This is a genomic window from Sphingomonas arantia (assembly GCF_042682045.1).
GTDB classification, from domain to species: Bacteria; Pseudomonadota; Alphaproteobacteria; order Sphingomonadales; family Sphingomonadaceae; genus Sphingomonas_R; species Sphingomonas_R arantia.
Window position 1 is genome coordinate 489984 of record NZ_JBHUGS010000002.1, and the last position, 20961, is coordinate 510944.

At 69.1% G+C, this 20961-nt stretch carries 18 protein-coding genes and 1 tRNA gene; 11 read left to right on the plus strand and 8 right to left on the minus strand.

Annotated features, from left to right (window positions below; genetic code table 11):
• Nucleotides 1-3 precede the first annotated feature (3 nt).
• The 4 genes from ACFSGX_RS08070 (at nt 4) to ACFSGX_RS08085 (ending at nt 4862) form a co-directional block, all read left to right on the plus strand.
• Nucleotides 4-1026 carry a DUF481 domain-containing protein gene (locus tag ACFSGX_RS08070; protein WP_380928937.1) on the plus strand — a complete coding sequence of 341 codons (1023 nt, stop codon included), beginning with the start codon at nt 4-6 and terminating at the stop codon, nt 1024-1026.
• A gap of 356 nt (nt 1027-1382) precedes the next feature.
• Nucleotides 1383-2576 carry a hydrolase gene (locus tag ACFSGX_RS08075; RefSeq protein ID WP_380928938.1) on the plus strand — a complete coding sequence of 398 codons (1194 nt, stop codon included), beginning with the start codon at nt 1383-1385 and terminating at the stop codon, nt 2574-2576.
• Nucleotides 2573-3589, plus strand: a complete 1017-nt coding sequence (locus ACFSGX_RS08080; protein ID WP_380928939.1) for an arginine N-succinyltransferase — start codon at nt 2573-2575, stop codon at nt 3587-3589. The genes ACFSGX_RS08075 and ACFSGX_RS08080 overlap by 4 nt, the downstream gene beginning before the upstream one ends.
• Nucleotides 3576-4862, plus strand: a complete 1287-nt coding sequence (locus tag ACFSGX_RS08085) for an N-succinylarginine dihydrolase (protein WP_380928941.1) — start codon at nt 3576-3578, stop codon at nt 4860-4862. The genes ACFSGX_RS08080 and ACFSGX_RS08085 overlap by 14 nt, the downstream gene beginning before the upstream one ends.
• Before the next feature lie 216 nt (nt 4863-5078).
• Here ACFSGX_RS08085 and ACFSGX_RS08090 read toward each other — a convergent pair.
• A tRNA-Arg gene (locus ACFSGX_RS08090) sits at nt 5079-5155 on the minus strand.
• Nucleotides 5156-5234: 79 nt separating this feature from the next.
• On the opposite strand from ACFSGX_RS08090, the gene ACFSGX_RS08095 reads away from it, so the two are divergent.
• Entirely contained in the window at nt 5235-5756 is a 522-nt protein-coding gene (locus ACFSGX_RS08095) for a hypothetical protein (protein ID WP_380928943.1), read from the plus strand.
• 73 nt (nt 5757-5829) lie between these two features.
• Here ACFSGX_RS08095 and ACFSGX_RS08100 read toward each other — a convergent pair whose 3' ends face one another.
• Complete coding sequence (locus ACFSGX_RS08100) at nt 5830-6657, minus strand: transporter (RefSeq protein WP_380928945.1); 828 nt, start codon at nt 6655-6657, stop codon at nt 5830-5832.
• Nucleotides 6658-6755: 98 nt separating this feature from the next.
• Here ACFSGX_RS08100 and mtgA point away from each other — a divergent pair, with 98 nt between their 5' ends.
• Nucleotides 6756-7475 carry a monofunctional biosynthetic peptidoglycan transglycosylase gene (mtgA, locus tag ACFSGX_RS08105; protein ID WP_380928946.1) on the plus strand — a complete coding sequence of 240 codons (720 nt, stop codon included), beginning with the start codon at nt 6756-6758 and terminating at the stop codon, nt 7473-7475.
• A gap of 115 nt (nt 7476-7590) precedes the next feature.
• Here the strand turns inward: mtgA and ACFSGX_RS08110 are convergent, their stop codons facing one another.
• On the minus strand, nt 7591-8703 hold the full coding sequence (locus ACFSGX_RS08110) for a glycerophosphodiester phosphodiesterase (RefSeq protein WP_380928948.1): 1113 nt from the start codon (nt 8701-8703) through the stop codon (nt 7591-7593).
• 313 nt (nt 8704-9016) lie between these two features.
• On the opposite strand from ACFSGX_RS08110, the gene ACFSGX_RS08115 reads away from it, so the two are divergent.
• Nucleotides 9017-9532, plus strand: coding sequence for a YciE/YciF ferroxidase family protein (locus ACFSGX_RS08115; protein ID WP_157177227.1), 516 nt, complete (start codon nt 9017-9019; stop codon nt 9530-9532).
• 154 nt (nt 9533-9686) lie between these two features.
• Here the strand turns inward: ACFSGX_RS08115 and ACFSGX_RS08120 are convergent, their stop codons facing one another.
• The gene (locus ACFSGX_RS08120) at nt 9687-11690 is read right to left on the minus strand and encodes a TonB-dependent receptor (protein WP_380928951.1); all 2004 of its coding nucleotides are present in this window, start codon (nt 11688-11690) and stop codon (nt 9687-9689) included.
• Between the two features lie 121 nt (nt 11691-11811).
• Complete coding sequence (gene asd, locus ACFSGX_RS08125; protein ID WP_380928953.1) at nt 11812-12705, minus strand: archaetidylserine decarboxylase; 894 nt, start codon at nt 12703-12705, stop codon at nt 11812-11814.
• 35 nt (nt 12706-12740) lie between these two features.
• Here asd and ACFSGX_RS08130 point away from each other — a divergent pair, with 35 nt between their 5' ends.
• Entirely contained in the window at nt 12741-14396 is a 1656-nt protein-coding gene (locus ACFSGX_RS08130; protein WP_380928955.1) for an aminotransferase class III-fold pyridoxal phosphate-dependent enzyme, read from the plus strand.
• A 99-nt stretch (nt 14397-14495) separates the two neighbouring features.
• Here the strand turns inward: ACFSGX_RS08130 and ACFSGX_RS08135 are convergent, their stop codons facing one another.
• Nucleotides 14496-15107 (minus strand): hypothetical protein, encoded by a 612-nt coding sequence (locus tag ACFSGX_RS08135; RefSeq protein WP_380928957.1) that lies wholly within the window; start codon nt 15105-15107, stop codon nt 14496-14498.
• A gap of 22 nt (nt 15108-15129) precedes the next feature.
• The gene (locus ACFSGX_RS08140) at nt 15130-15801 is read right to left on the minus strand and encodes a class I SAM-dependent methyltransferase (protein ID WP_380928958.1); all 672 of its coding nucleotides are present in this window, start codon (nt 15799-15801) and stop codon (nt 15130-15132) included.
• 215 nt (nt 15802-16016) lie between these two features.
• Here ACFSGX_RS08140 and ACFSGX_RS08145 point away from each other — a divergent pair, with 215 nt between their 5' ends.
• Nucleotides 16017-16964 (plus strand): UDP-2,3-diacylglucosamine diphosphatase, encoded by a 948-nt coding sequence (locus ACFSGX_RS08145; protein WP_380928960.1) that lies wholly within the window; start codon nt 16017-16019, stop codon nt 16962-16964.
• Nucleotides 16961-18097, plus strand: a complete 1137-nt coding sequence (locus tag ACFSGX_RS08150; protein ID WP_380928962.1) for a glycosyltransferase family 4 protein — start codon at nt 16961-16963, stop codon at nt 18095-18097. Before ACFSGX_RS08145 ends, ACFSGX_RS08150 begins: the two co-directional genes overlap by 4 nt.
• Before the next feature lie 149 nt (nt 18098-18246).
• On the opposite strand, the gene ribB is transcribed toward ACFSGX_RS08150, so the two are convergent.
• Nucleotides 18247-19371: a 3,4-dihydroxy-2-butanone-4-phosphate synthase gene (gene ribB, locus ACFSGX_RS08155; RefSeq protein ID WP_380928964.1), complete on the minus strand. Its 1125-nt coding sequence runs from the start codon at nt 19369-19371 to the stop codon at nt 18247-18249.
• A gap of 106 nt (nt 19372-19477) precedes the next feature.
• Here ribB and ACFSGX_RS08160 point away from each other — a divergent pair, with 106 nt between their 5' ends.
• On the plus strand, nt 19478-20956 hold the full coding sequence (locus tag ACFSGX_RS08160; RefSeq protein ID WP_380928966.1) for a deoxyribodipyrimidine photo-lyase: 1479 nt from the start codon (nt 19478-19480) through the stop codon (nt 20954-20956).
• The last annotated feature ends 5 nt before the right edge of the window (nt 20957-20961 follow it).

Below are 20961 nucleotides of genomic sequence, written 5' to 3' on the forward strand. Positions count from 1 at the left end.
CCGATGACCCCGCTGATCCTGATCGCCGCGCAGGTGCTGACCCTGCCGCCCGAGTTGCTGGAACCGGTTACACCGGTGCCGCCGCCTGCCCCCGTGCTGGTGTTTTTCCTGCCGCCGCCGCCCGAGCCTCTCCCGCTGCTCGAACCGCGCCGGCCGGAGGATGCGCCGCCCGTGCTGCCCGAACAGATCCGCGCGGTGGTGAACGCCGCGGTCAGCAGCGGCGATCCCGCGGCGGTCGCGGCGGTGGTGAAGTTCGCCAAGACGACCAACCCCGAAACCGCGGTGCAGATCGACCGGATCAACGAGGCGTATCTCGCCCGCGTCGCGGCACGCAAGGCGCGGGAGGCACGCGAGAAACGCGACGCGCTGATGCTCGCCGGGCCGCTGGATTACTGGAAGGGTTCGATCGAGCTGGGCGCCTCTCGGTCGACCGGCAACACCGATGCGCTCGGTGTCTATGTCGGCGCGGCGGCGAACCGCGACGGGATCGACTGGCGCCACAAGCTGACCGGACGCGTCGATTACCAGCGCACCGACGGCGTCACGAGCACGGAGCGGTTCAACGCCGCGTACCAGCCGAACTACAAGATCAACGAGCAGCTCTACATCTACGGCATCGCGCAATATGAGCGCGATCGGCTGCTCGGCTACACCACGCGTCTGACCGCCGGCGGCGGGATCGGGTACAGCGTGTTCCGCACCGGGCCGATCAAGCTGGACCTCGAAGGCGGCCCCGCGCTGCGCCGCACCGACTATGTCGAACTGCCTGAGGAGAGCGGGCTGGCCGGGCGCGGATCGGCCAACCTGACGTGGAACGTGACGCCCAAGCTGGTGCTGACCCAGAATGCGTCGGTCTACTTAGAACCGGACAACCGCAGTGCGACGTCGAGTACCGCGCTCGACACGACGATCATCGGGTCGCTGAAGGCGCGGTTTTCGTACAACGTGCAGTATGAGCGCGCCGCACCGACGCGGAACCGTTCGGTCGATACGCTGGGGCGGGCGACGCTGGTTTACGGGTTTTAGGGGTTGGGGTTGGGGTGACCGACGCCGCCCTGCCCACGTACCGAATCTGCCGCCCCTGCCCGGCCTGTCCGCCCCGCCGCCCACCCCGTTTGGTTCGAGCTTGTCGAGAACTTAGCGCTAAGTTCTCGACAGGCTCGAACCAAATGGGGTTGGGGGGTGGTTAGATTGACTGCACAATTCAAACTTCAGACTCTGAACCCCAAACTCCGTCCATGCCGAGCGAAATCGAGGCACCCTCTTCCCCGAGCGCAGCCGAGGGGCCCCTACTCAGGACAAACGGTGGGTGGGAGGCAACCCAGACGAGCGCCCCAGCATCGCAGGTTCCACTCCGCCCGCTCCCGTCCTACAGTCCCGCCATGCTCCACACCGCCCTGCTCGACCGTGCCGCTGCCGCCCCTATGTTGGATCAGGTCCTCGCCTGGTCCGCGGTCAACAGTGGGTCGCGGAACCTAGCCGGGCTCGCGACGATGGCCGGGCTGCTGGCGGATGCCTTCGCCGTCCTGCCCGGCGAGATCACGCTGGTGCCCCCGGAGCCGGTCGACGCGGTCCTCCCCGACGGGACGCGCGCAGAGCAACCCCACGGCGCCAACCTGCACCTTCGCGTCCGGCCCGAGGCCCCCGTCCAGATCCTCCTGACCGGGCATATGGACACGGTGTTCGCCGCGGACCATCCGTTCCAGGCGACGCGCCTGAGCGCGCCCGACCGGCTGAACGGCCCCGGCGTGGCGGACATGAAGGGCGGGATCGCGATCATGCTGGCCGCGCTCGCCGCGATCGAGGGGGATCCGGTGCGCGAGCGACTGGGCTACGAGGTCGTGCTGAACGCTGACGAGGAGGTCGGATCGGGCGGGTCGGCGGCGCTGATTGCGGCGGCGGCGCGCGGCAAGGCGGCGGCGCTGACCTACGAACCGGCGCTGCCCGACGGCACGCTGGCGGGTGCGCGGCCGGGGAGCGGGAACTTCTCCGCGATCGTGACGGGGCGCAGCGCGCATGCCGGGCGCAATCCGGAGGACGGGCGCAACGCGGTCGTCGCGGCGGCCGATCTGGCGCTGCGGCTGTCGAAGGCGGCCGGGCCGCGGCTGTCGGTCAACCCCGCGCGGATCGAGGGTGGCGGGCCGAACAATGTCGTGCCCGACCATGCCATCCTGCGCATCAACATGCGCCCCGCGACCCCGGAGGACGAGGTGCGCGCACGGTCCGCGCTCGACGCGGCGATCGCGATGGTCGCGGCGACGCACGACGTGACAATCCACCTGCACGGCGGGTTCGGACGGCCGCCGAAGCCGCTCGATCCCGCCGCGGAACGGCTGTTCGCGCTGGTGCGGGATTGCGGGGCGGAGCTGGGGCTGAAGATCGGCTGGTCGGCGACCGGCGGGGTCTGCGACGGCAACAATATCGCGGCATGCGGCGTGCCGGTGATCGACACGATGGGCGCACGCGGCGGGGCGATCCACAGCGATGCGGAGTTTCTGATGATCGACAGCCTGGCCGAACGCGCGCGCCTGTCCGCGCTGGTGCTGCACCGACTGGCGACGGGGGGCCGGCCATGACGTTCTTCGTCCGCCCGTCGCGCACCGACGATATCGATGCGCTGTACGAGATGGCGAAGCTGACCGGTGGCGGGTTCACCAACCTGCCACCGGACCGGCCCGCGCTGACCGCCAAGCTGGCGCGCTCAGCCGCCGCGTTCGGGCGCACCGACGATGCGCTGGGCGACGATCTGTTCCTGCTGATCCTGGAAAATGCCGAGGACGGCCGCATCGCCGGTACCGCGCAGATCTTCAGCTGCGTCGGCATGACCTGCTCCTTCTACAGCTACCGGCTCGGCACGCTCAGCCAGACGAGCCGCGAGCTGGGCCGCACATTCAAGGCGGAGATGCTGTCGCTGACCACGGACTATGAGGGCGCGTCGGAGGTCGGCGGGCTGTTCCTCCACCCGCGCGAACGGGCCGGCGGGCTCGGCCTGCTGCTTGCGCGCAGCCGTTATTTGTTCATCCGTCAGCACCGCGCGCGGTTCGCGGATCGGGTGATCGCGGAACTGCGCGGGGTGATCGACGAGGCGGGCGGATCGCCCTTCTGGGACGGACTGGGCGCCAAGTTCTTCGGCATGGGGTTCCAGGACGCGGACGAATTCAACGCCACGCACGGGACGCAGTTCATCGCGGATTTGATGCCCAAGGACCCGGTCTACCTCGCGATGCTGAGCGAGCCGGCGCGCCATGTGCTGGGCCTGCCCCACCCCACCGGCCGCGCGGCGATGCGGATGCTGGAAAAGGAGGGCTTCGCGCACGAGGGTTATGTCGACATCTTCGACGGCGGGCCGACGATGGCGGCGCAGACCGACCGGATTGCGACGATCCAGGGTGCGGCCGATGCGACCCGCGCGGCGGGCGATGCGGCGGACGGCGGGCGCGCGGCCCTGCTCGCCACCGGGCATTACGACACGTTCCGCGCGGCGTGGGGGCGGATCGCCTCGGCACCGGGCGGCATGGCGGTCGAGCCGGCGGCGGCGCGTGCGCTGGAACTGCCGGTCGGCGGGGGGTTCGTTCATGTCGCACGCTGATGCCGTGGTGGAGATCAATTTCGACGGGATCGTCGGTCCAAGCCACAATTATGCGGGCTTGAGCGTCGGCAACCTGGCGGCGGTCGGCAATGCCGGGCGCGTGTCCCGCCCGCGCGACGCGGCGCTGGAGGGCGTGGCGAAGATGCGCACGGCGCTGTCGCTCGGCCTGACGCAGGGCATCCTGCTGCCCCAGCCGCGCCCCGCTGCGGATTGGCTGGCGGCGCTCGGGGCGACGCCAGAGACAGCCGACAGCCTGCTGATGGCGAACGCGATGAGTGCGTCGGCGATGTGGGCCGCCAATGCCGCAACGGTCTCGCCCGCGGCGGACAGCGCGGACGGCCGTTGCCACCTGAGCGTCGCGAACCTGCTGACGATGCCGCACCGCGCGCATGAATGGCCCGCGACGCTGGGGCAATTGCGGTTGGCGTTCGCGGACCCTGCCTTTGCGGTCCACGGCCCCGTCCCCGCCCCGTTCGGGGACGAGGGCGCGGCGAATCATATGCGGCTGGCGATGGCGGATGGTGCGCCGGGGGTCGAGATCTTCGTCTACGGCCGGCCAGGCGGCGCCTTTCCGGCCCGACAGCACGAACAGGCCAGTCGCGCTGTCGCGCGTCGCCACGGGCTCGACCCGGCGCGGACGCTGTTCTGGCAGCAGTCGGACGCGGCGATCGCGGCGGGTGCGTTCCACAACGATGTCGTCGCGGTGGCGGACGGCACGATCCTGTTCGCGCATGAGCAGGCGTTCGCGGACCGCACGGCGGCGTTCGATGCGCTGCGTGCCGTACTGCCCGCGGTCGAGATCGTCGAGGTGCCGGCCGCTTCGGTACCGCTCGCCGACGCGATCCGGAGCTACCTGTTCAATGCACAGCTGGTGACGCGGCCGGCGGGCGGCGCGGTGCTGATCCTGCCGCGCGAGGCGCAGGACGTGGACAGCGTGCGGACCTATGTCGACGCGCTGGTCGCGGGCAACGGGCCGATCCGCGCCGTGCAGTTCGTCGATGTGCGCGAATCGATGGCCAATGGCGGGGGGCCGGCGTGTCTGCGGCTGCGCGTGCTGTGCGATCCGGCGACGGTCGACCCGCGGTTCCTGGTGGATTTTGCAAAGCTGGACCGGATTGCGGGGGTAGTCGAACGCTATTGGCCGGAGCGGATCGTGCCGGATGCGCTGGGTGATCCCGATTTGCACAATGCAATCCGGGTGGCGCGATCTGCGCTTCTTGCAGAACTCAACCTCAGCGAACTCAAATCCTATTCACCCGTTCGCCCTGAGTAGGGACTGAGCGCAGTCGAAGGCCCGTATCGAAGGGGGCTACGCAGTGCTGCTTCGATACAAGCCCTCGATACGCGCCAAGTGGCGCTACTCGGTCTCTACTCAGCACGAACGGAGGGTTTGTGAGTGATATTGGCCACCCCGCCCCCGAAACTCGCAGTACAATAAAAAAGGCCGATCCCCGAAAGGACCGGCCCTGCCGTTTCCGGCGGTATGAGTTGGTGCACCCAGAGCGATTCGAACGCCCGGCCCTCAGATTCGTAGTCTGATGCTCTATCCAGCTGAGCTATGGGTGCGCCGTGGGAGGGTCTCTAGCCACCACATGCAGATCGTGCAACCCCGTTGCGACGGTAAAATGATGATGCATAAGGCGGCATGACATATCGCCCCCGCGCCGCCGCCCTTCCCGCCCTCTCCTGCGCCGCCCTTGCGCTGCTCGCGGGGTGTGCGGGCGATACCGCCTTTCCCTCGCTCGCGCCGCGCCCGATCGAGGCGATCGCCCGCCAGCCGGAGCGGACCGTGACCGCGCCGGTCCCGGTCGGCGACAGCGCGCTGGAAACGCAGGTGACCGCGCTGGAGACCGAGCTGAAGGACGCCGCGTTGGAATGGTCTTCCACCGCGGCGACGACGCGGACGGCGGTCGGGCGGGCGCGTGGTGCGGCGGTCGGCAGCGAGGGCTGGATCGTGGCGCAGCAGGCGGTGTCGCGGCTCGATGCGATTCGCGAGCGGACCGCGAAGGTGACGGAGGCGCTCGACCAGCTGCGGATCGACCGGGCGCAGGCGGCGAAGGTCATCGATACCGCGCGGCTGGACCGGATCTGGGCGGCGTCGGTGGCGCAGGGGGAGGCGCAGGATACGGAATATGCGGCGCTGCTGGCGGGGCTGAAGTCGGCTTGATCTAGCCCGTTCAGCCTGTTGAGACCGTTCCGCTGAGTTCTCGACAGGCTCGAACCGAACGGGTTTGGGGGGTTTAGAAGCGGCGTGAAAAGCCCGCGAAGATCCGCACGGCCGGGCTGTCTGCATTCAGACCGATCGCGGTGCCGCAGTCGATCTGGGCGTTGTCGCTGACCTGGTAGCCGCCCGACAGCGCGGCGAGCAGGAAGGTCTGCGCGCCGTCCGGGTCGCGGTCGCGCGCGGCGGACAGCTCGACGGTGGCGGAGACCGCCTTGCTGAGTGTCAGCGCGATGCCGCCGATCGCGGAATAGGCGCGGTGGCGGCCGATACCGTCCTCGTCCGGCGTCGCGTCGACCTCCGCGGTCAGCTGCAGCTGGACTATGTCGTTCAGCTCATAGCCCATCGGCACGGTCAGGCCCGCGCCCCAGGTGCCCTCGCCGATCGGCTGGCGGCCGACGGGGAGCGTCACGAACGGCTGGAGCGCGAGGCTGAACCCCGATCCGTCGGGGTTGCTGAGGTTCTGGCGGAGGGCAAGGGACACGTCGCCGATCCGCGTCCGGCGATCAACCATGCCGGTCGCATCGCGTTCGCGGACATGGCCGACGGCCGTCCAGCCGAGCTGCACCTCGGTCGTGTCGCCAAGCCCGACGCGGACCAGCGTGTCGCCGGTCAGGAACGTGTCGGTGCGGCCGCCGTCGTCCGTCTCGCGCTGCCAGTCCGCGACGCCCATCTCCAGCATCGGATGGCCGATCTCCGTGATGCACGCGCCCGCACCCAGGCTGGGCCGCGTCGGGCAATAGGGGCGCGTCGGGGCGTCTGCGGCCTGCGCGGCGGCGGGTGCGGGCGCCAGCACCAGCATGACGGGTGCCGCTACGGCGAGGGCGTGGAGTCGGGGTAGAATCATACCATGGCCATCTGCCAACTTTACCCGTGTCGCAAGCGGTGCGGCCGATCGGTCCGCGACAGGATGACGCCGCCGGAACGATCGGCTACGCGGTCAGGATGAGCAGCGCGTCGTCCAGCCCCGCCCCGACCCGGTCCCGATCCCCGTTTGCACGGATCGTGCGGTTCGTGTTGCGGATCGCGCTGATCTTCCTGGTCGTGTCGGTGCTGTGGGTGCTGGCCTACCGTTTCGTGCCGCCGCCGGTCACCGCGACGATGCTGGGCGACGCGTTCGCCGGGCGCGGGATCGACAAGGACTGGATGTCGCTCAACCGGATCGATCCGGACATGCCGCGCGCGGCGATCGCGGCGGAGGACGGCAATTTCTGCCGCCACCACGGGTTCGACGTGACGGCGATCGGCCGCGCGATTCGCAACAATGCGACCGGGCACCGGCTGCGCGGCGGATCGACGATCAGCCAGCAGGTCGCGAAGAACGCGTTCCTGTGGCAGGGCGGCGGCTTCTTCCGCAAGGGGCTGGAGGCGTGGTTCACCGTGCTGATCGAGGCGACGTGGCCCAAGCGGCGGATCATGGAAGTCTATCTGAACATCGCCGAGACCGGGATCGGCACCTACGGCGTCAATGCCGGGTCGCAGCGCTATTTCCACCACGACGCGTCGCGGCTGAGCATGGCGGAGGCGTCGCGGATTGCCGCAGTGCTGCCGTTGCCCAAGAAGCGCGGCGCGATCTCGCCGACGGGGTTCACGCGGCGCTACGGCAACAACATCGCCAGGCGCGTGCCGAAGATGCAGCGGGCGGGTTATTATAGCTGTCTGTGAGGCTTCGTAGGTCGAGCGAGCTTGCGAACCGATAAGACCCGTGATCCGGGATCCAGGGACGCGGGAACTTTGCGTGAAAAGCTGGATCCCGGATCAAGTCCGGGATGACGAAGATTTAGGTTGCAGGGGTCAACGCCGCCCGCCCCAGCGCGGGGTCGTCGGTGAAGAAGCCGTCGATGCCGGTCGCGATGTAGCGCCGCATTTCGGCGATCGAACCGGCGGGGTTGCGGGCGTCCTGGCCGGCAGCGTTGCGGAAGTCGGCGGCGAGAAAGCGGTTTTCCGGGCGGAACGTCCAGGGAATGACCTGCAACCCGGCGGCATGCGCGTCGCGGACCAGCGTGCTGGGCGGGCCCAGCCGGCCGTCGGCGCGCAACGGGATGATCGCGCGGGTGCCGGGCGACACGATGTCGGCGTAGGTCGCCATCGCGCGCAGTCCCTTGAGTGTCGCCATCTGCGCGAAGGTGGTGGTGCCGCCCGCCTTCGCCACGTCGGCCGGGCGGATGTCGCCGTCCGCGATCAGTTGTGCCAGCCGGACGTTCGTGGGGCGGCGGAGCTTCGTGCGGAGGTAGCGCAGGTTCGCGATCTCGAACGACTGGACGACCACCGGCGCGCGCCTCGTATAGGCGTGGGCACCCAGGACAGCGAGCAAGCGGTCCTCGGTCGGCAGGCCGATGCCGGCGAAATAGGTGCCGTGCTTGAGTTCGGGAATCAGCCCGATCGTCCGCCCGCGCGCCGCCGCCTCGGCCGCCGCGAAATCGACGATCTCCTCGAATGTCGCGATCTGGAACTGGCCGTCATAGCCGGCGCTGATCGGCCGCACCTTGCCGAGCCGCTCGACCGCGCGCAGCGTCTTCAACTCGGCCAGCGTGAAGTCCTCCGCGAACCAGCCGTCCTGCACCTCGCCGTCGACCGTCTTGCGGGTGCGGCGGGCGGAGAACTCCGGGTGGCGCGCGACGTCGGTCGTCTCCGCAATGTTGTTCTCGTGCCGCGCGATCAGCACGCCGTCCTTCGTCACGACCAGATCCGGTTCGATGAAGTCCGCGCCGTCTTGGATCGCCTTGGCATAGGCGGCCAGCGTATGTTCGGGACGGAGCGCGGAGGCCCCGCGATGCGCGATGACGAGCGGCACCTTCGGGGCAGTTGCTGCGCCGACCGCGCGCGAGGTCAATGTGAGGGCGGCGGCGCCGGCTGCGGTGCCGATCAGGGCGCGGCGCGTGACGTCGGGCATCGTCAGGACCGCGGCCGGACCGGGTTCGGGATCATGTTCTCGATGGTCATGGCAGTCCCTCTTGCGAACGGGATCGGGTCGGCCCGGTCGCGCTGCCATTGCGCTTTACCCGCGTCCGTGTCGGTTGCGTGACAGCGCGGCGACGGTTCGATGACGGCGGCGAAATGCCGGGTCCGCGCCGGTGCGGCCAATCGGGCGTCGTGCGCGACGGGGCCGCGGCTTAGGCGGCACAAGGCGGAAACCTCCCGCGACCAGCATCGTTACGCATCCAAGACCGACCGCCGTCCCGGCATCGGCAGACGAGGAATTTGGCATGGGTCTCTTCAGCAGCGACATCAAGACGTTCGACGACCTGTTCATCCACCAGCTCCAGGACGTCTATTATGCCGAGCACCAGATCCTGAAGGCGCTGCCCAAGATGGCGGCGAAGGCGACCGCCGCCGACCTGAAGGAAGGGTTCGAGATGCACCTGCGCGAAACCGAGACGCAGGTTGCGCGGCTCGAGCAGGTGTTCGCGCTCCACAACGAGAAGCCGAAGGCGGTCACCTGCCCGGCGATCGACGGCATCATCAAGGAGGCCAACGAAGTCGCGGGTGAGATCTCCGACAAGGCGGTGCTCGACGCCGCGCTGATCGCGTCCGCCCAGGCGGTCGAGCATTATGAGATCACGCGCTACGGCACGCTGATCTCGTGGGCCCGCCAGCTCGGCCGCGAGGACAGCGCCGCGATCCTCAAGCTGACGCTCGACGAGGAATATGCGACCGACGACAAGCTGACCAAAATGGCGGAATCGCGTATCAACCCGCGCGCCGAGCAGGTTACCGCCTGATTTGATGGACGGGGGTGCCGGTGGTGCCCCCGTCCCAAGCGCGCCCGCACCCCCGCGGAGGCGGGGGTCCAGAGCCACGGGCGATACCGTTTGTGGCACTGGACCCCCGCCTACGCGGGGGTACTCATGTTAGCCGCTTAAATTACGCTCCAACCTAGTTCAGCCGCACACCGATCCAGAGCGTCCGCGGTGTGCCCAGATCGATCGATCCGCCCTGATTGCGGGTCACCACCGTCTCGTCGAACAGGTTTTCCGCCCGAGCAACGACCGCGACATGCGCCGTGATGCCGATCCGTGCGACCGCGTCGATCGTGACCGCGTCGGGCAGGACGTCGGTTTCGAGATCGTCCTCATATTGCTTGCCGACATAGCGCGCGGTGCCGGACAGCGACCAGTCCGGTGCGGGCGTCCAGGCGATCGTCGCGCTGCCGCTGTGCCGCGGGCTTTGCGAAGGGACGAAGCCGTCCAGCGCGGCGGACTCGCCCGATCCACGGACTTCCGCGTCGCTATAGGCGTAGGAGGCGTCGAACGAAACCTGCCCCAGCGCGGCGGCGGCGGTCAGTTCTACGCCGCGCGCGACGACCGCGTCGACATTGCGGCGCTGGCGCAGGTTGGTGCCGATCGTGACGTTGGCGATCGCATCGTTTAGCCGGTTGCTGAACACGGTCAGCCCGATCCGCGTGCGCGGCGCTGGGGTCAGGTCGATCCCCGCCTCCACGCCCCGGAGTTTCTCCAGCCCAAGGTCGGCGTTCGCCTGCGTCGTGACCGGAAACACCACGAACGGACGGTACAGCTCGTTCAGCGTCGGCAGGCGGAAGCCGGTATAGCCCGCGACGCGCAGCGCCACGGCGGACGTCGCCTGGAACAGGGCCCCGGCCCGCCCCGTCGCGGTCACGCCGTCGCGGTCGGCGAAGCTCTGGTCGGTGCCCGCCCCACCCGCCGCGGGGCGCTCGCGGAAGAAGCCGTCGGTGATCGTCCAGCGGTCCGCCCGCACGCCGCCGGTCAGAACGAGCCGGCCGATCGTCCAGTCGTCCTCGACGAACAGCCCGGTCGTGCTGGTCCGGCCGCCGGCGTTGCGGCGTGTGGTGACCTGGCCGGTGACCGTGCTGTACGCATCCTCGAACAGCTCGCCGTCGCCGAGCCGCGCGTCGACGCCGATCCGCAGGACATGGTCCGGGCCGACCGGCGGGCGGATCTCGATCTTGCCACCGAGGCCGGTCGACGGCGTGTTGCGCTGGTCCAACGTCAGGCGAAGGTTGGTCGCGCTGATCACCTTGTTGCTGAAATTGCGCGCCTGGACATAGGCGAGCGCGTCGACCTGCCACGGCCCGCGGTGGACCAGGCGCACGCTCGCGTCTTGCCCGGTCGAGGTGCTGTCCGCGCCGGCGAAGCGCAGCGTGCGCTTGTCGTCGTAGACGAGCCCGCGGAACTGCAGGTCGGTCTCCGCATCGATCGGCGCGACGCCGCGCAGGCCGATCGACCAGTCGCGGTAGCGCGCGGGTACGGTGGCCGCGCCACGCTGGTCCCGCGGTGTCGTCTGGAAGCCGTCGCCGCGTTCGAACCGGCCGGACAGCGTGACGAACCCGCCGCCGACATCGGGCGAGACCGCGCCGGCGACGCTCATCGAATCGCGGCTGCCGTAGAAGGCGCTGGCGGAATAGGGCGGCAGGTCGGCGCGCGTGGCGCTCGCCAGTTCGATCGTGCCGGCCACCGCGCCCGCGCCGAATGGCCCTGCCCCGCCGCCGCGCGTGATGCGCACCGCGGACAGCCGGTCGCCGCTGAGCGCGTTGAACGGGATGTAGCCGAAGAACGGATCGGCCAGCGGCACGCCGTCGAGCAGCACGAGCGCGCGGCCCGACGCGTTGCCGCCCAGCGCGCGAAGCGTGACGCCCTGCGCCGACGGATTGGCGGACCGGCTGTCCGAGCGGCGAAACTGCTGGAACCCGGCGACGTCCTTCAGGACATTCTCGACCCGGTCGGACGCCTCGTTGGTCAGCCGGTCGCGGTCGATGATCGTCGACCCGTAGGCCGGCGTGCCGGGCGGCAGCGGCAGGCCCGACCCGAGCACGAGGATGTCGGCCTCAGCCTGCGTGATCGGCGTCTGGGCGGCGGCTCCGACCGGCGTGGCGAGCGCGAGGAACGGCAGGAGATAACGCATCGCGGTGGAAGCTTTCGGGGATTCGGACGGGCGGAAAGCCCGGACTTTCCGCCCCCATGCCACAGAAACCGGCCGCGATGCTTATAACCGGTTGGGTCGGCCGTAGTTTGGCGGCGCGCCGTCAGGCCGGATCGTTACACAAGCCCGCATCGGTCCCCGGCAGGCGCATCAGCGGGACCCCTGCCCGCACCTGCTCGCCCTCCGCCACGCAAAGTGCGAAGCCCGGCGGGGCGAACACGAGGATGGTCGAACCATGTTCGAACCAGCCCATCTCCGCGCCCTTCGCCACCGGCACGGCGCAGGCGATCCGCCGCGGGCCGCCCTCGCGCAACAACCGTTCGGTGTCGAGGCAATGGAGCCGGATGCCGGCGACGAGGATCGCCGCGACGGGCACCAGCAACACCGGCCAGCCGCCCTGCGCCAGCCGCAGCCGCAGCACTGCGCGCTCGTTCCGGCAGAACAGCCGTTCGACGCGCTTCAGCGCGATCGGGTTCACGTTCCAGGTGTCGCCCGACAGATAGCGGATCTCCTGCACCTCCGCATCGTGTGGCGCGTGGAAGCGGTGGTACATGCCCGCGGTCAGCCGCAGCGTGACATAGCTGCCGTCGCGGAACGGCGCGGCGAGCGCGGCGTCGCCGAGCAGGTCGGTCAGCGTGTAGGGAAAGCCCTTCACCTGCATCAGCATGTCGCCGTCGATCCGCCCGCACGCGCCGACGATCGCGTCGCACGGGCTGGCCAGCACGTCCGGATCGGGATCGGCCGGCCGCGCACCGGGGCGCAGCGCGCGGGTGAAGCCGGCGTGGAGGCTCGGGTACTTTGCCTCCGCGGCGTCACCCAGGTCGACGTCGGAGAAGAACCGCCACGCGGCGATCGAGGCGCGCGCGACCAGCGGCTGTTCGATCTTGCTGACCCGCCCCATGAACGTCGTCGCGACGCGGCGTGGAATGCGGTTGGTCAGCAGGAAATTCAGATTCTCCTGCATCAGGAAACGCGTGATGGCGCTGCGGACTGTCATGAGATTTTCCCCGTTCGGTCATAACGCTGCCGGTCATGAACATGACACTTCTCGGCTTCGTCGGCGCGGGCGCCATCGTTGGAACCACCTGGTTGAAGGGCGTGCCGCGGCTCACCCTGTCGCGCGCGAAACACCGCTCGCTCGCCGGCCATGCGCGGATGGGCCGGCGCGTCGCGGGGCAGATCCCGTTCTACGATTATGGCGAGGACCGCTTCTTCCGCGCGGACGATGCGCCGGACGACGTCGTCGCGACGCGCACCGCCGGGTTCGCGCGGCTGTCCGACCTGTTCCGCGGCCGCTGCCCCAAGACGCTGGCCGAGACCGCGGCGTTGCGCGAGGGCTATTCCGACCTGAAATTCACCAGCCGATACCGCGTGCCGTTCCAGTTCGCACGCATCGTGCGCGAACGGTTGCCGGTCGGCGCGTTCCTGGCGTCGTCGGAGGGGACGACGGTCACCGATCTGGACGGCAACCACTATCACGACCTGACGGGGTCGTACGGCGTCAACCTGTTCGGTTACGGCTTCTACCGCGATTGCATCGCGGACGGCACCGCGCGGGTCGAGGCGCTGGGGCCGGTGCTCGGCGCCTATCATCCGGTGGTGCAGGGCAATGTCGCGCGGCTGCGCACGATCTCCGGCATGGACGAGGTCTCGTTCCACATGTCGGGGACGGAGGCGGTGATGCAGGCGGTGCGGCTGGCGCGCTACCATACGGGGCGCAGCCATCTGGTGCGGTTCTGCGGCGCCTATCACGGCTGGTGGGGCGATGTGCAGCCCGGTATCGGTAACCCGACGCCGGCCGACGGCACCTACACGCTGGCCGAAATGTCGGACCGGACGCTGAAGGTGCTGGCGACGCGTCGCAACATCGCCTGCGTGCTGATCAACCCGTTGCAGGCGCTGCACCCCAATGGCGGCGCGCCGTCGGACGGGACGATGGTCGATGGCAGCCGGCGCGCGCATTTCGATCGCGCGGCCTACACCGCCTGGCTGCACAAGCTGCGCGCGGTCTGTACCGAGCGCGGCATCGTGCTGATCTTCGACGAGGTGTTCATGGGCTTCCGGCTCGCCCCCGGCGGGGCCGCGGCCTATTTCGGCGTGCGGCCGGACATGGTGACGTACGGCAAGACGCTGGGTGGCGGCCTGCCCGTCGGCGTGCTGTGCGGGCGCGGCGACCTGATGCAGCGGTACCGCGAGGATCGGCCGGTCGACATCTGCTTCGCGCGCGGCACGTTCAACGCGCACCCCTATGTCATGGGCGCGATGGCCGCGTTCCTCGACCGGATCGAGACGCCCGAGGTGCTCGCGCTCTACGACGGGATCGATGCGCGCTGGGATGCGCGGGCGGCCGACCTCAATATGCGGCTCGCGACCGCGGGCGTGCCGGTGAAGGTCGCCAACATGTCGACCGTCTGGACCGTGCTGTACGACGTGCCGTCGCGCTACAACTGGATGCTGCAATATTATCTCCGCGCCGAAGGGCTGGCGCTCAGCTGGGTCGGGACCGGCCGGCTGATCTTCAGCCTGGACTATGACGATGCGGCGTTTGCGGAGGTCGCCACCCGGTTCGTTGCGGCCGCGGAAGCGATGCAGGCGGACGGATGGTGGTGGGTGGAACCCGGCATCACCCCCAAGCAGGTCCGCCGCCGCGTCCTGCGCGAGACGCTGGCGGCGCGGTTCGGGCGGTAATCCCTACGCCGTCATCCCGGACTTGATCCGGGATCCCGCTTCTTCTCGCGACAGGAAAGAAGCGGGACGCCGGATCAGGTCCGGGGCGACGTAAAAGCCTCAGTGACGCGCAGCCTCGACCAGCCGCGCGTCGATCGTCTCGCCGCGGAGCAGGCGGAGCGGTGCCTTGCGGTACAGCCAGAAGTCGCTGAACGGATCGGTCAGGATCTTCGTCGCCCAGGTCACCCCGGTTGGCACGTCATACAGCACGAACAACTGCACCATCCGGAACAGCAGGCCGGCGACCGCAAGGCCGAGCCAGACCAGACCCAGGTGACGCGCGAACTGGACGAAGCCGTCATGCGGCACGAACAGCCCGAACAGCGTCGGATCGATCAGCAGCGGGATCGGCGTCGCCGCCCAGATGCCGACCAGCACCCATTTGCGGAACAGGTTGTAGCCGAGCTTAATCTCTTCCTTGTGCTCGTGGCTCGCGTCGTTGACGTGGTCGTAGCCCTTGGGTTCGAAGAAGAAATGCCCCGACTGCCGCGTCGTCATCGCGACCAGCCAGCCGAGCAGGCTGGCGAGCGCGGGATCGATGAACAGGACGACATAGGCGCACAGGAACGTCGTCGCGCTGACGAAATGGAGCGCCTGATTGACCAGACTGTGATGATAATAGCGGTGATCGTCCCACCGCTGTTCGCGCAACGACGCGAGAAATGCAGGCATGCGGATCGTCCTTTCGGGGGGGTCAGGCGGCGACGGCGACGGGCACGTCGCGCCGGCGGAAACAGATGAGGGCGAAATGGCCGAGCGGAGGCAGCGGCCGACGTTCGACCAGCTCCACCCCCGCGCCGCCGGCCCAGCGGGCATAGCGTTCCCACGCGAATTCGGTGCGCCAGCCGAGCCGGCTGGTGACCGGCATCAACGCGCGTTCGATCCCGCCGCGCAGGCCGCCTTCGGCGCCGATCCGCGTGGCGATCACGATCAGCCCGCCCGGCCGCACGACGCGCACGAATTCGTCGAGCGCGCGTTCCGGGTTGGGCACCGCGGTGACGACATATTGCGCGACGACCACGTCGAACGCGGCATCCGGGAAATCGAGCGCCTCGGCGTCCATGACCTGGATACCCTCGACATTGGCGAGCTTCAGCTGGGTCACGCGGGTGCGCGCGCGCTCCAGCATCTCCTCGGAGATATCGACGCCGAACAGCGTGCTGGTCGACGCATAGTCGGGCAGCGAGATGCCGGTGCCGACACCGACCTCCAGAATGCGCCCGCCGACTTTTTCGGCCGCCACGATCGCGGCACGCCGGCCGCGGCGGAACACCGGACCGAACACCATATCGTACACCGGGGCCCAGCGATCGTAGGCCGCGGTCACGACCTGCTTGCTGAGCTGCTTTTGCTGTGGCTTCGTCATATCGACACGCACCCCGTCACCGCATGCGGCCGGAAAGATCGGCCGATAACCACGGTGGCCGCGAACCATGACGAACCGGTTGCGGATCGGTGAACATGCGGTGGCAGGACGGTGACAGGACCGTCACGCAGCCGAAACCGCCACGACGCGAACCTGCACTAATCATGAACGGACCGCAGCGGCGACCGGCCGGCGGCAGCGACAGGGGAAACGCCATGGCGACCATGTTCGACGACAGCACGGCAAAGCTGGCACCGGCCCGGGATCGAGCTCCGGGTTCGGGCCAAGGTGGCGGTGGCCGCCGGCCGCGCATCCCGTTGCCGACGTGGCTGGCCGCCGAGGATCCGGCCGACACCCCGCCGACGAAGGACCGCATGCGGTTCCGCACGGTGTTCGTGTCCGATTTCCACCTGGGCACCGCCGGCTGCAACGCGGACCTGCTGCTCCATTTCCTGCGCACGATCGAATGCGACACACTCTATCTGGTCGGCGATATCGTCGACGGGTGGCAGATCAAGAAGGGCTGGTACTGGCCGCAGGGGCATAACGATGTCGTGCGCTGCATCCTGAAGATCGCGACGAAGGGCACGCGCGTCGTCTACCTGCCGGGCAATCATGACGAGGCGTTCCGCGACTATGTCGGGCTGGAATTCGGCGGGGTCGAGCTGCTGCCCGAGGATATCCACGTCACCGCCGACGGGCGCCGGCTGCTCGTGGTCCACGGCGATGCGTTCGACGCGGTCGTACTCTACGCGCGCTGGCTCGCCTTCCTGGGCGACTCGGCCTACACCTTCCTGCTGAAGGCGAATGCGGTCTACAACGCGGTGCGCCGCCGGCTGGACCTGCCCTATTGGTCGCTGTCCACCTATGCCAAGCGCAAGGTGAAGAACGCGGTGCAGTTCATCAGCCGGTTCGAGGAAACGGTGGCGCATGCCGCGGCCGAACGCGGTGTCGACGGCGTCGTCTGCGGCCACATCCACACCGCCGAGATCCGCGAGTTCGAAGGCGTGACCTATTATAATGACGGTGACTGGGTCGAAAGCTGCACCGCGCTGGTCGAACATGACGACGGCCGGATGGAGGTGCTCGACTGGCACGAGCGGGCGCGTGCGCAGCAGTCGGCACGACGGGCCGACGCGAAGCGCCCGGTGGTCGCTGCGTGAGGATCGCGATCTGTAGCGACGCATGGGCGCCGCAGGTGAACGGCGTGGTCCGCACGCTGCGCACCACCGCGGCTGAGGTCGTGGCGCGTGGCCATGTCGTCGACATGGTCACGCCCGACCTGTTCCGGACCGTCCCCTGCCCCAGCTATCCGGAGATCCGGCTGGCGTTGGGGTGTGGGCGGGCCGTCGCGCGCACGCTGTCGGCGGCGGACCCGGACGCGGTCCACATCGCCACGGAAGGGCCGATCGGCTGGGCGGCGCGGCGCTGGTGCATCGACCGCGGCATGCCGTTCACCACCTCGTTCCACACGCGCTTCCCCGACTATGTCGCGCTGCGCACGCGGTTGCCGGCGGACTGGTTCTGGCCGCTGCTGCGCCGGTTCCACGGGGCGGCGGCCAATGTGCTGGCGGCCACCGCACGACTGGAGGACGAACTGCACGGCCGCGGCATCGTGCGGACGCACCGCTGGTCGCGCGGCGTGGATCTGAGCCTGTTCACGCCGGGCGATGCGGTGCCGGCGGCGCTGGCCGACCTGCCCCGTCCGTTTCTGCTCCATGTCGGGCGCGTCGCGGTGGAGAAAAATATCGGCGCATTCCTCGATGTCGATCGGCCGGGGACGAAGATCGTCGTCGGCGACGGACCTGCGCTCGCCACTTTGCGCGGGGCGCATCCGGACGTGCTGTTCCTCGGCGCGTTGCACGGGCCGGAGCTGGCCGCGGTGTACCGCGCGGCCGACGTGCTGGTGTTCCCGAGCCGGACCGACACGTTCGGGCTGGTGATGGTGGAGGCGCTGGCGAGCGGCGTACCGGTCGCGGGCCATCCCGTGCAGGGGCCGCTTGACGTGGTCGGGATCGAAGGCGCTGGGCTCAATGGCGGCACGCGACAGATCGGTGCGCTCGATGAAGACCTCGGGGTCGCGATCGACCGCGCGATGGGTGCGGACCGCGAGGCCTGCGCCGACTATGGCCGCGGGTTCAGCTGGGCGGCCTCGACCGATCAGTTCCTCGCCGGCCTGCGCCCGCGGAACCGCCTGCCGACCGACGCGGTACCGTTGCGCCGCCGGACGCGCCGGCCCGCGGCGATGCCGGTTCGGCGTCCGGCGTTTGCAAAGGACAGTGCCAAACCGGCGTAGGTTTCGATCGACGTTAAGCGGTCTGATCGCGAACATGACACCAGCGGTTCCCCCGCGCAGGCGGGGGTCCAGCGCCACAAATTGCAGCTTTCTTGGCTCTGGACCCCCGCCTGCGCGGGGGAACCGAGGCGAGTTAGAATGCCGGTCGGTCAGTCGATCCGGCGTTCGCCCTCGATCGATAGGCCGTAGCCGTCGAGCCCGACCAGCGTGTGGTGCGTGTTGGTGAGCAGGATCATCTTCTGCACGCCCAGTTCGGTCAGGATCGATGCGCCGACGCCGTAGTCGCGCAGCGCCTCCATCTCCGCGACGCTCGCCTCGCCCGAGCGGACGCGCAGCGCGGTGGTGAACGCGTCCTGATCGGTGCTGTTGATGATGACGATGACGCCCGCGCCCTCCGCGCCGATGATCTCCATCGATTTCTGAAGAAGCCCGCCCCGTCCGCTGAGATCATTGAAAATATCGGCGAACGGCGACAACGCGTGCATCCGCACCAGCGTTGGCTTGGCCGGGTCGATCGTGCCCTTGGCCAGCACCAGCTGTTCGGAATTGGTCGCGCGGTTCCAGAAGGTCATCGCCTTCCAGTCGCCGCCCCAATGGCTGGCGAAGTCGGCCTCCGCGCGCTTTTCGACCAGATGGTCGTAGCGCCGGCGATAAGCGATCAGGTCGCGGATCGTGCCGAGCTTCAGATTGTGATGCTGCGCGAAGGCGACGAGATCGTCGAGCCGCGCCATCGTGCCGTCGTCCTTCATGATCTCGCAGATCACGCCCGACGGGTTCAACCCGGCAAGCCGCGCGATATCGACGGCCGCCTCGGTATGGCCGGTGCGGACCAGCACGCCGCCGTCCTTGGCGATCAGCGGGAAGACATGGCCGGGCGACACCAGAGTTTCCGGCCCGTTGCCCGCATCGATCGCCACCGCGATGGTGCGGGCGCGGTCGGCGGCGGAGATGCCGGTCGACACGCCCTCCTTCGCCTCGATCGACACGGTGAAGGCGGTGCCGTGGCGCGTGCCGTTCGCGCGGGTCATCGGTTCCAGGCCGAGCTGCGTCGTGCGCTCGCTGGTCATCGCCAGGCAGATCAGCCCGCGGCCGAAGCGCGCCATGAAGTTGATCGCATCGGGCGTCGCCATCTGCGCCGGGATGATGAGGTCGCCCTCGTTCTCGCGGTCCTCGTCGTCGACGACGATGACCATGCGGCCGTTGCGCGCCTCGTCGATCAGTTCCTCCGGGGACGAGAGGAACCCGTGCCTGATATGCGCCAACGCGGTGTTCATCCGTACCATCCCGACTGGATTTTGCCTGGCCCGCATATCGGCCTGGATCGCGCCGATCGCAACCCGCGCGGATGGATCGTCGCAGGGGTGAGACCGTTGGACGGAAATGAACACCCCCCTCCCCGCCGCGCTCGCCTCCTGGCCGGAAGCCCCGCGCGTCCGCCCGCTCAACGCCGAGGCCGTCCGGCCGGACGGACGCTATGTCCTGTGCTGGCTGCAACAGGCGTTGCGGGCGAACGACAATCCGGTGATCGATGCGGCGATCCGGCTGGGCAATGCGCTCGGCCTGCCCGTGCTGGTCTATCAGGGCGTGCGGGAGTATTATCCCTACGCGTCGGACCGGTTGCACAGCTTCATGCTCGCCGCCGGGCGCGATCTGGCGCGCGATTGTGCTGCGCGCGGGATCGCGTGCGTCCAGCATGTCGACCGGGCGGAGGTGCGCGAGAAGGGGCTGGTCTACCGCCTCGCTGCGGACAGCGCGGCGGTGCTGGTCGAGGATCAGCCGACATTCGTCGCGCGCTGGCAATCGGAGCGTGTCGCGGCGCGGGCCGACCGCGCGGTGCTGGCGATCAACGCCGCCTGCCTCGTTCCACCGGCGGCACTCGGCGACGGGATCGGCTCGACCTCCGCCTTCCGCCGCCGGCACGAACCGCTGCGCGCCGAATGGCAGCATGCGACCGCCGAGGTGCCGGCGGTCGCATGTTACAATGGTCCGCTGCCGTTCGTGCCCGACGACCTCGTTGCGATGTCCGATGCGGACCTCGATGCGCTCGTCGCCGCGGCCGACATCGATCACAGCGTACCGCCGAGCACGTTGTTCGTCGGCGGAAGGACGGGGGCTCTGGAAGGACTGGAGCGGTTAGTCGGGGTCGTACTGCCGAGCTATGCCGGCACGCGAAACGACGCGACCCGGCCGAAGGGCGCGAGCATGTTGTCGCCCTATCTGCATTTCGGCGTCGTCGGCCCGCGCGAGGTGATGGACGCGGTCGACGCGGCCAAAGCGCCGGCCGCGTGCAAGGACAAGTTCGCCGACGAACTGCTGAGCTGGCGCGAGTGGTTCCACTGCCGCGCGCGGACGCTGGCGGCACCCGAGCGCTACGACCGGATCGCCGGCTGGGCGCGCGAGACGCTGGAAGCGCATGCGGGCGACCGTCGCTGGGACGGCGAGACGCTTGCCGACATCCTGCACGGCACGACGCGCGACGAGACGTTCAACGCGTGCCAGCGGCAGTTCCTGATCGACGGCTGGATGCACAACAACCTGCGCATGTACTGGGGCAAGCGGATCATCGCGATGACCGCCGATCCAGAGACCGCGTGGGCGGTGGCCTGTTACCTGAACGACCGGCTGAGTTTGGACGGGCGCGATCCGTCGACCTACGGCAACATCGCGTCGTCGTTCGACGGTGGCGCACCGGCGCGCGAGGAAGAACCGGTTTACGGCAAGGTCGCGACGCGATCGGACGGATCGACCCGCCACCGCCCGAACGGGCCGCAATGGCTGAACGAGGCCGCGAACCGCCCCGCGCCGCGGCCGACCGTGCCGGATGCGGTGCCGACCGAACGGTATGTCGGGACCGCATAGTACTT

Excerpts from the sequence above, each read along its gene's own strand:
- ACFSGX_RS08070 (WP_380928937.1), top strand. The coding sequence starts at position 4 with ATGACCCCGCTGATCCTGATCGCCGCGCAGGTGCTGACCCTGCCGCCC.
- ACFSGX_RS08075 (WP_380928938.1), top strand. The coding sequence starts at position 1,383 with ATGCTCCACACCGCCCTGCTCGACCGTGCCGCTGCCGCCCCTATGTTG.
- ACFSGX_RS08080 (WP_380928939.1), top strand. The coding sequence starts at position 2,573 with ATGACGTTCTTCGTCCGCCCGTCGCGCACCGACGATATCGATGCGCTG.
- ACFSGX_RS08085 (WP_380928941.1), top strand. The coding sequence starts at position 3,576 with ATGTCGCACGCTGATGCCGTGGTGGAGATCAATTTCGACGGGATCGTC.
- ACFSGX_RS08095 (WP_380928943.1), top strand. The coding sequence starts at position 5,235 with ATGACATATCGCCCCCGCGCCGCCGCCCTTCCCGCCCTCTCCTGCGCC.
- ACFSGX_RS08100 (WP_380928945.1), bottom strand. The coding sequence starts at position 6,657 with ATGATTCTACCCCGACTCCACGCCCTCGCCGTAGCGGCACCCGTCATG.
- mtgA (WP_380928946.1), top strand. The coding sequence starts at position 6,756 with ATGAGCAGCGCGTCGTCCAGCCCCGCCCCGACCCGGTCCCGATCCCCG.
- ACFSGX_RS08110 (WP_380928948.1), bottom strand. The coding sequence starts at position 8,703 with ATGCCCGACGTCACGCGCCGCGCCCTGATCGGCACCGCAGCCGGCGCC.
- ACFSGX_RS08115 (WP_157177227.1), top strand. The coding sequence starts at position 9,017 with ATGGGTCTCTTCAGCAGCGACATCAAGACGTTCGACGACCTGTTCATC.
- ACFSGX_RS08120 (WP_380928951.1), bottom strand. The coding sequence starts at position 11,690 with ATGCGTTATCTCCTGCCGTTCCTCGCGCTCGCCACGCCGGTCGGAGCC.
- asd (WP_380928953.1), bottom strand. The coding sequence starts at position 12,705 with ATGACAGTCCGCAGCGCCATCACGCGTTTCCTGATGCAGGAGAATCTG.
- ACFSGX_RS08130 (WP_380928955.1), top strand. The coding sequence starts at position 12,741 with ATGAACATGACACTTCTCGGCTTCGTCGGCGCGGGCGCCATCGTTGGA.
- ACFSGX_RS08135 (WP_380928957.1), bottom strand. The coding sequence starts at position 15,107 with ATGCCTGCATTTCTCGCGTCGTTGCGCGAACAGCGGTGGGACGATCAC.
- ACFSGX_RS08140 (WP_380928958.1), bottom strand. The coding sequence starts at position 15,801 with ATGACGAAGCCACAGCAAAAGCAGCTCAGCAAGCAGGTCGTGACCGCG.
- ACFSGX_RS08145 (WP_380928960.1), top strand. The coding sequence starts at position 16,017 with ATGGCGACCATGTTCGACGACAGCACGGCAAAGCTGGCACCGGCCCGG.
- ribB (WP_380928964.1), bottom strand. The coding sequence starts at position 19,371 with ATGAACACCGCGTTGGCGCATATCAGGCACGGGTTCCTCTCGTCCCCG.
- ACFSGX_RS08160 (WP_380928966.1), top strand. The coding sequence starts at position 19,478 with ATGAACACCCCCCTCCCCGCCGCGCTCGCCTCCTGGCCGGAAGCCCCG.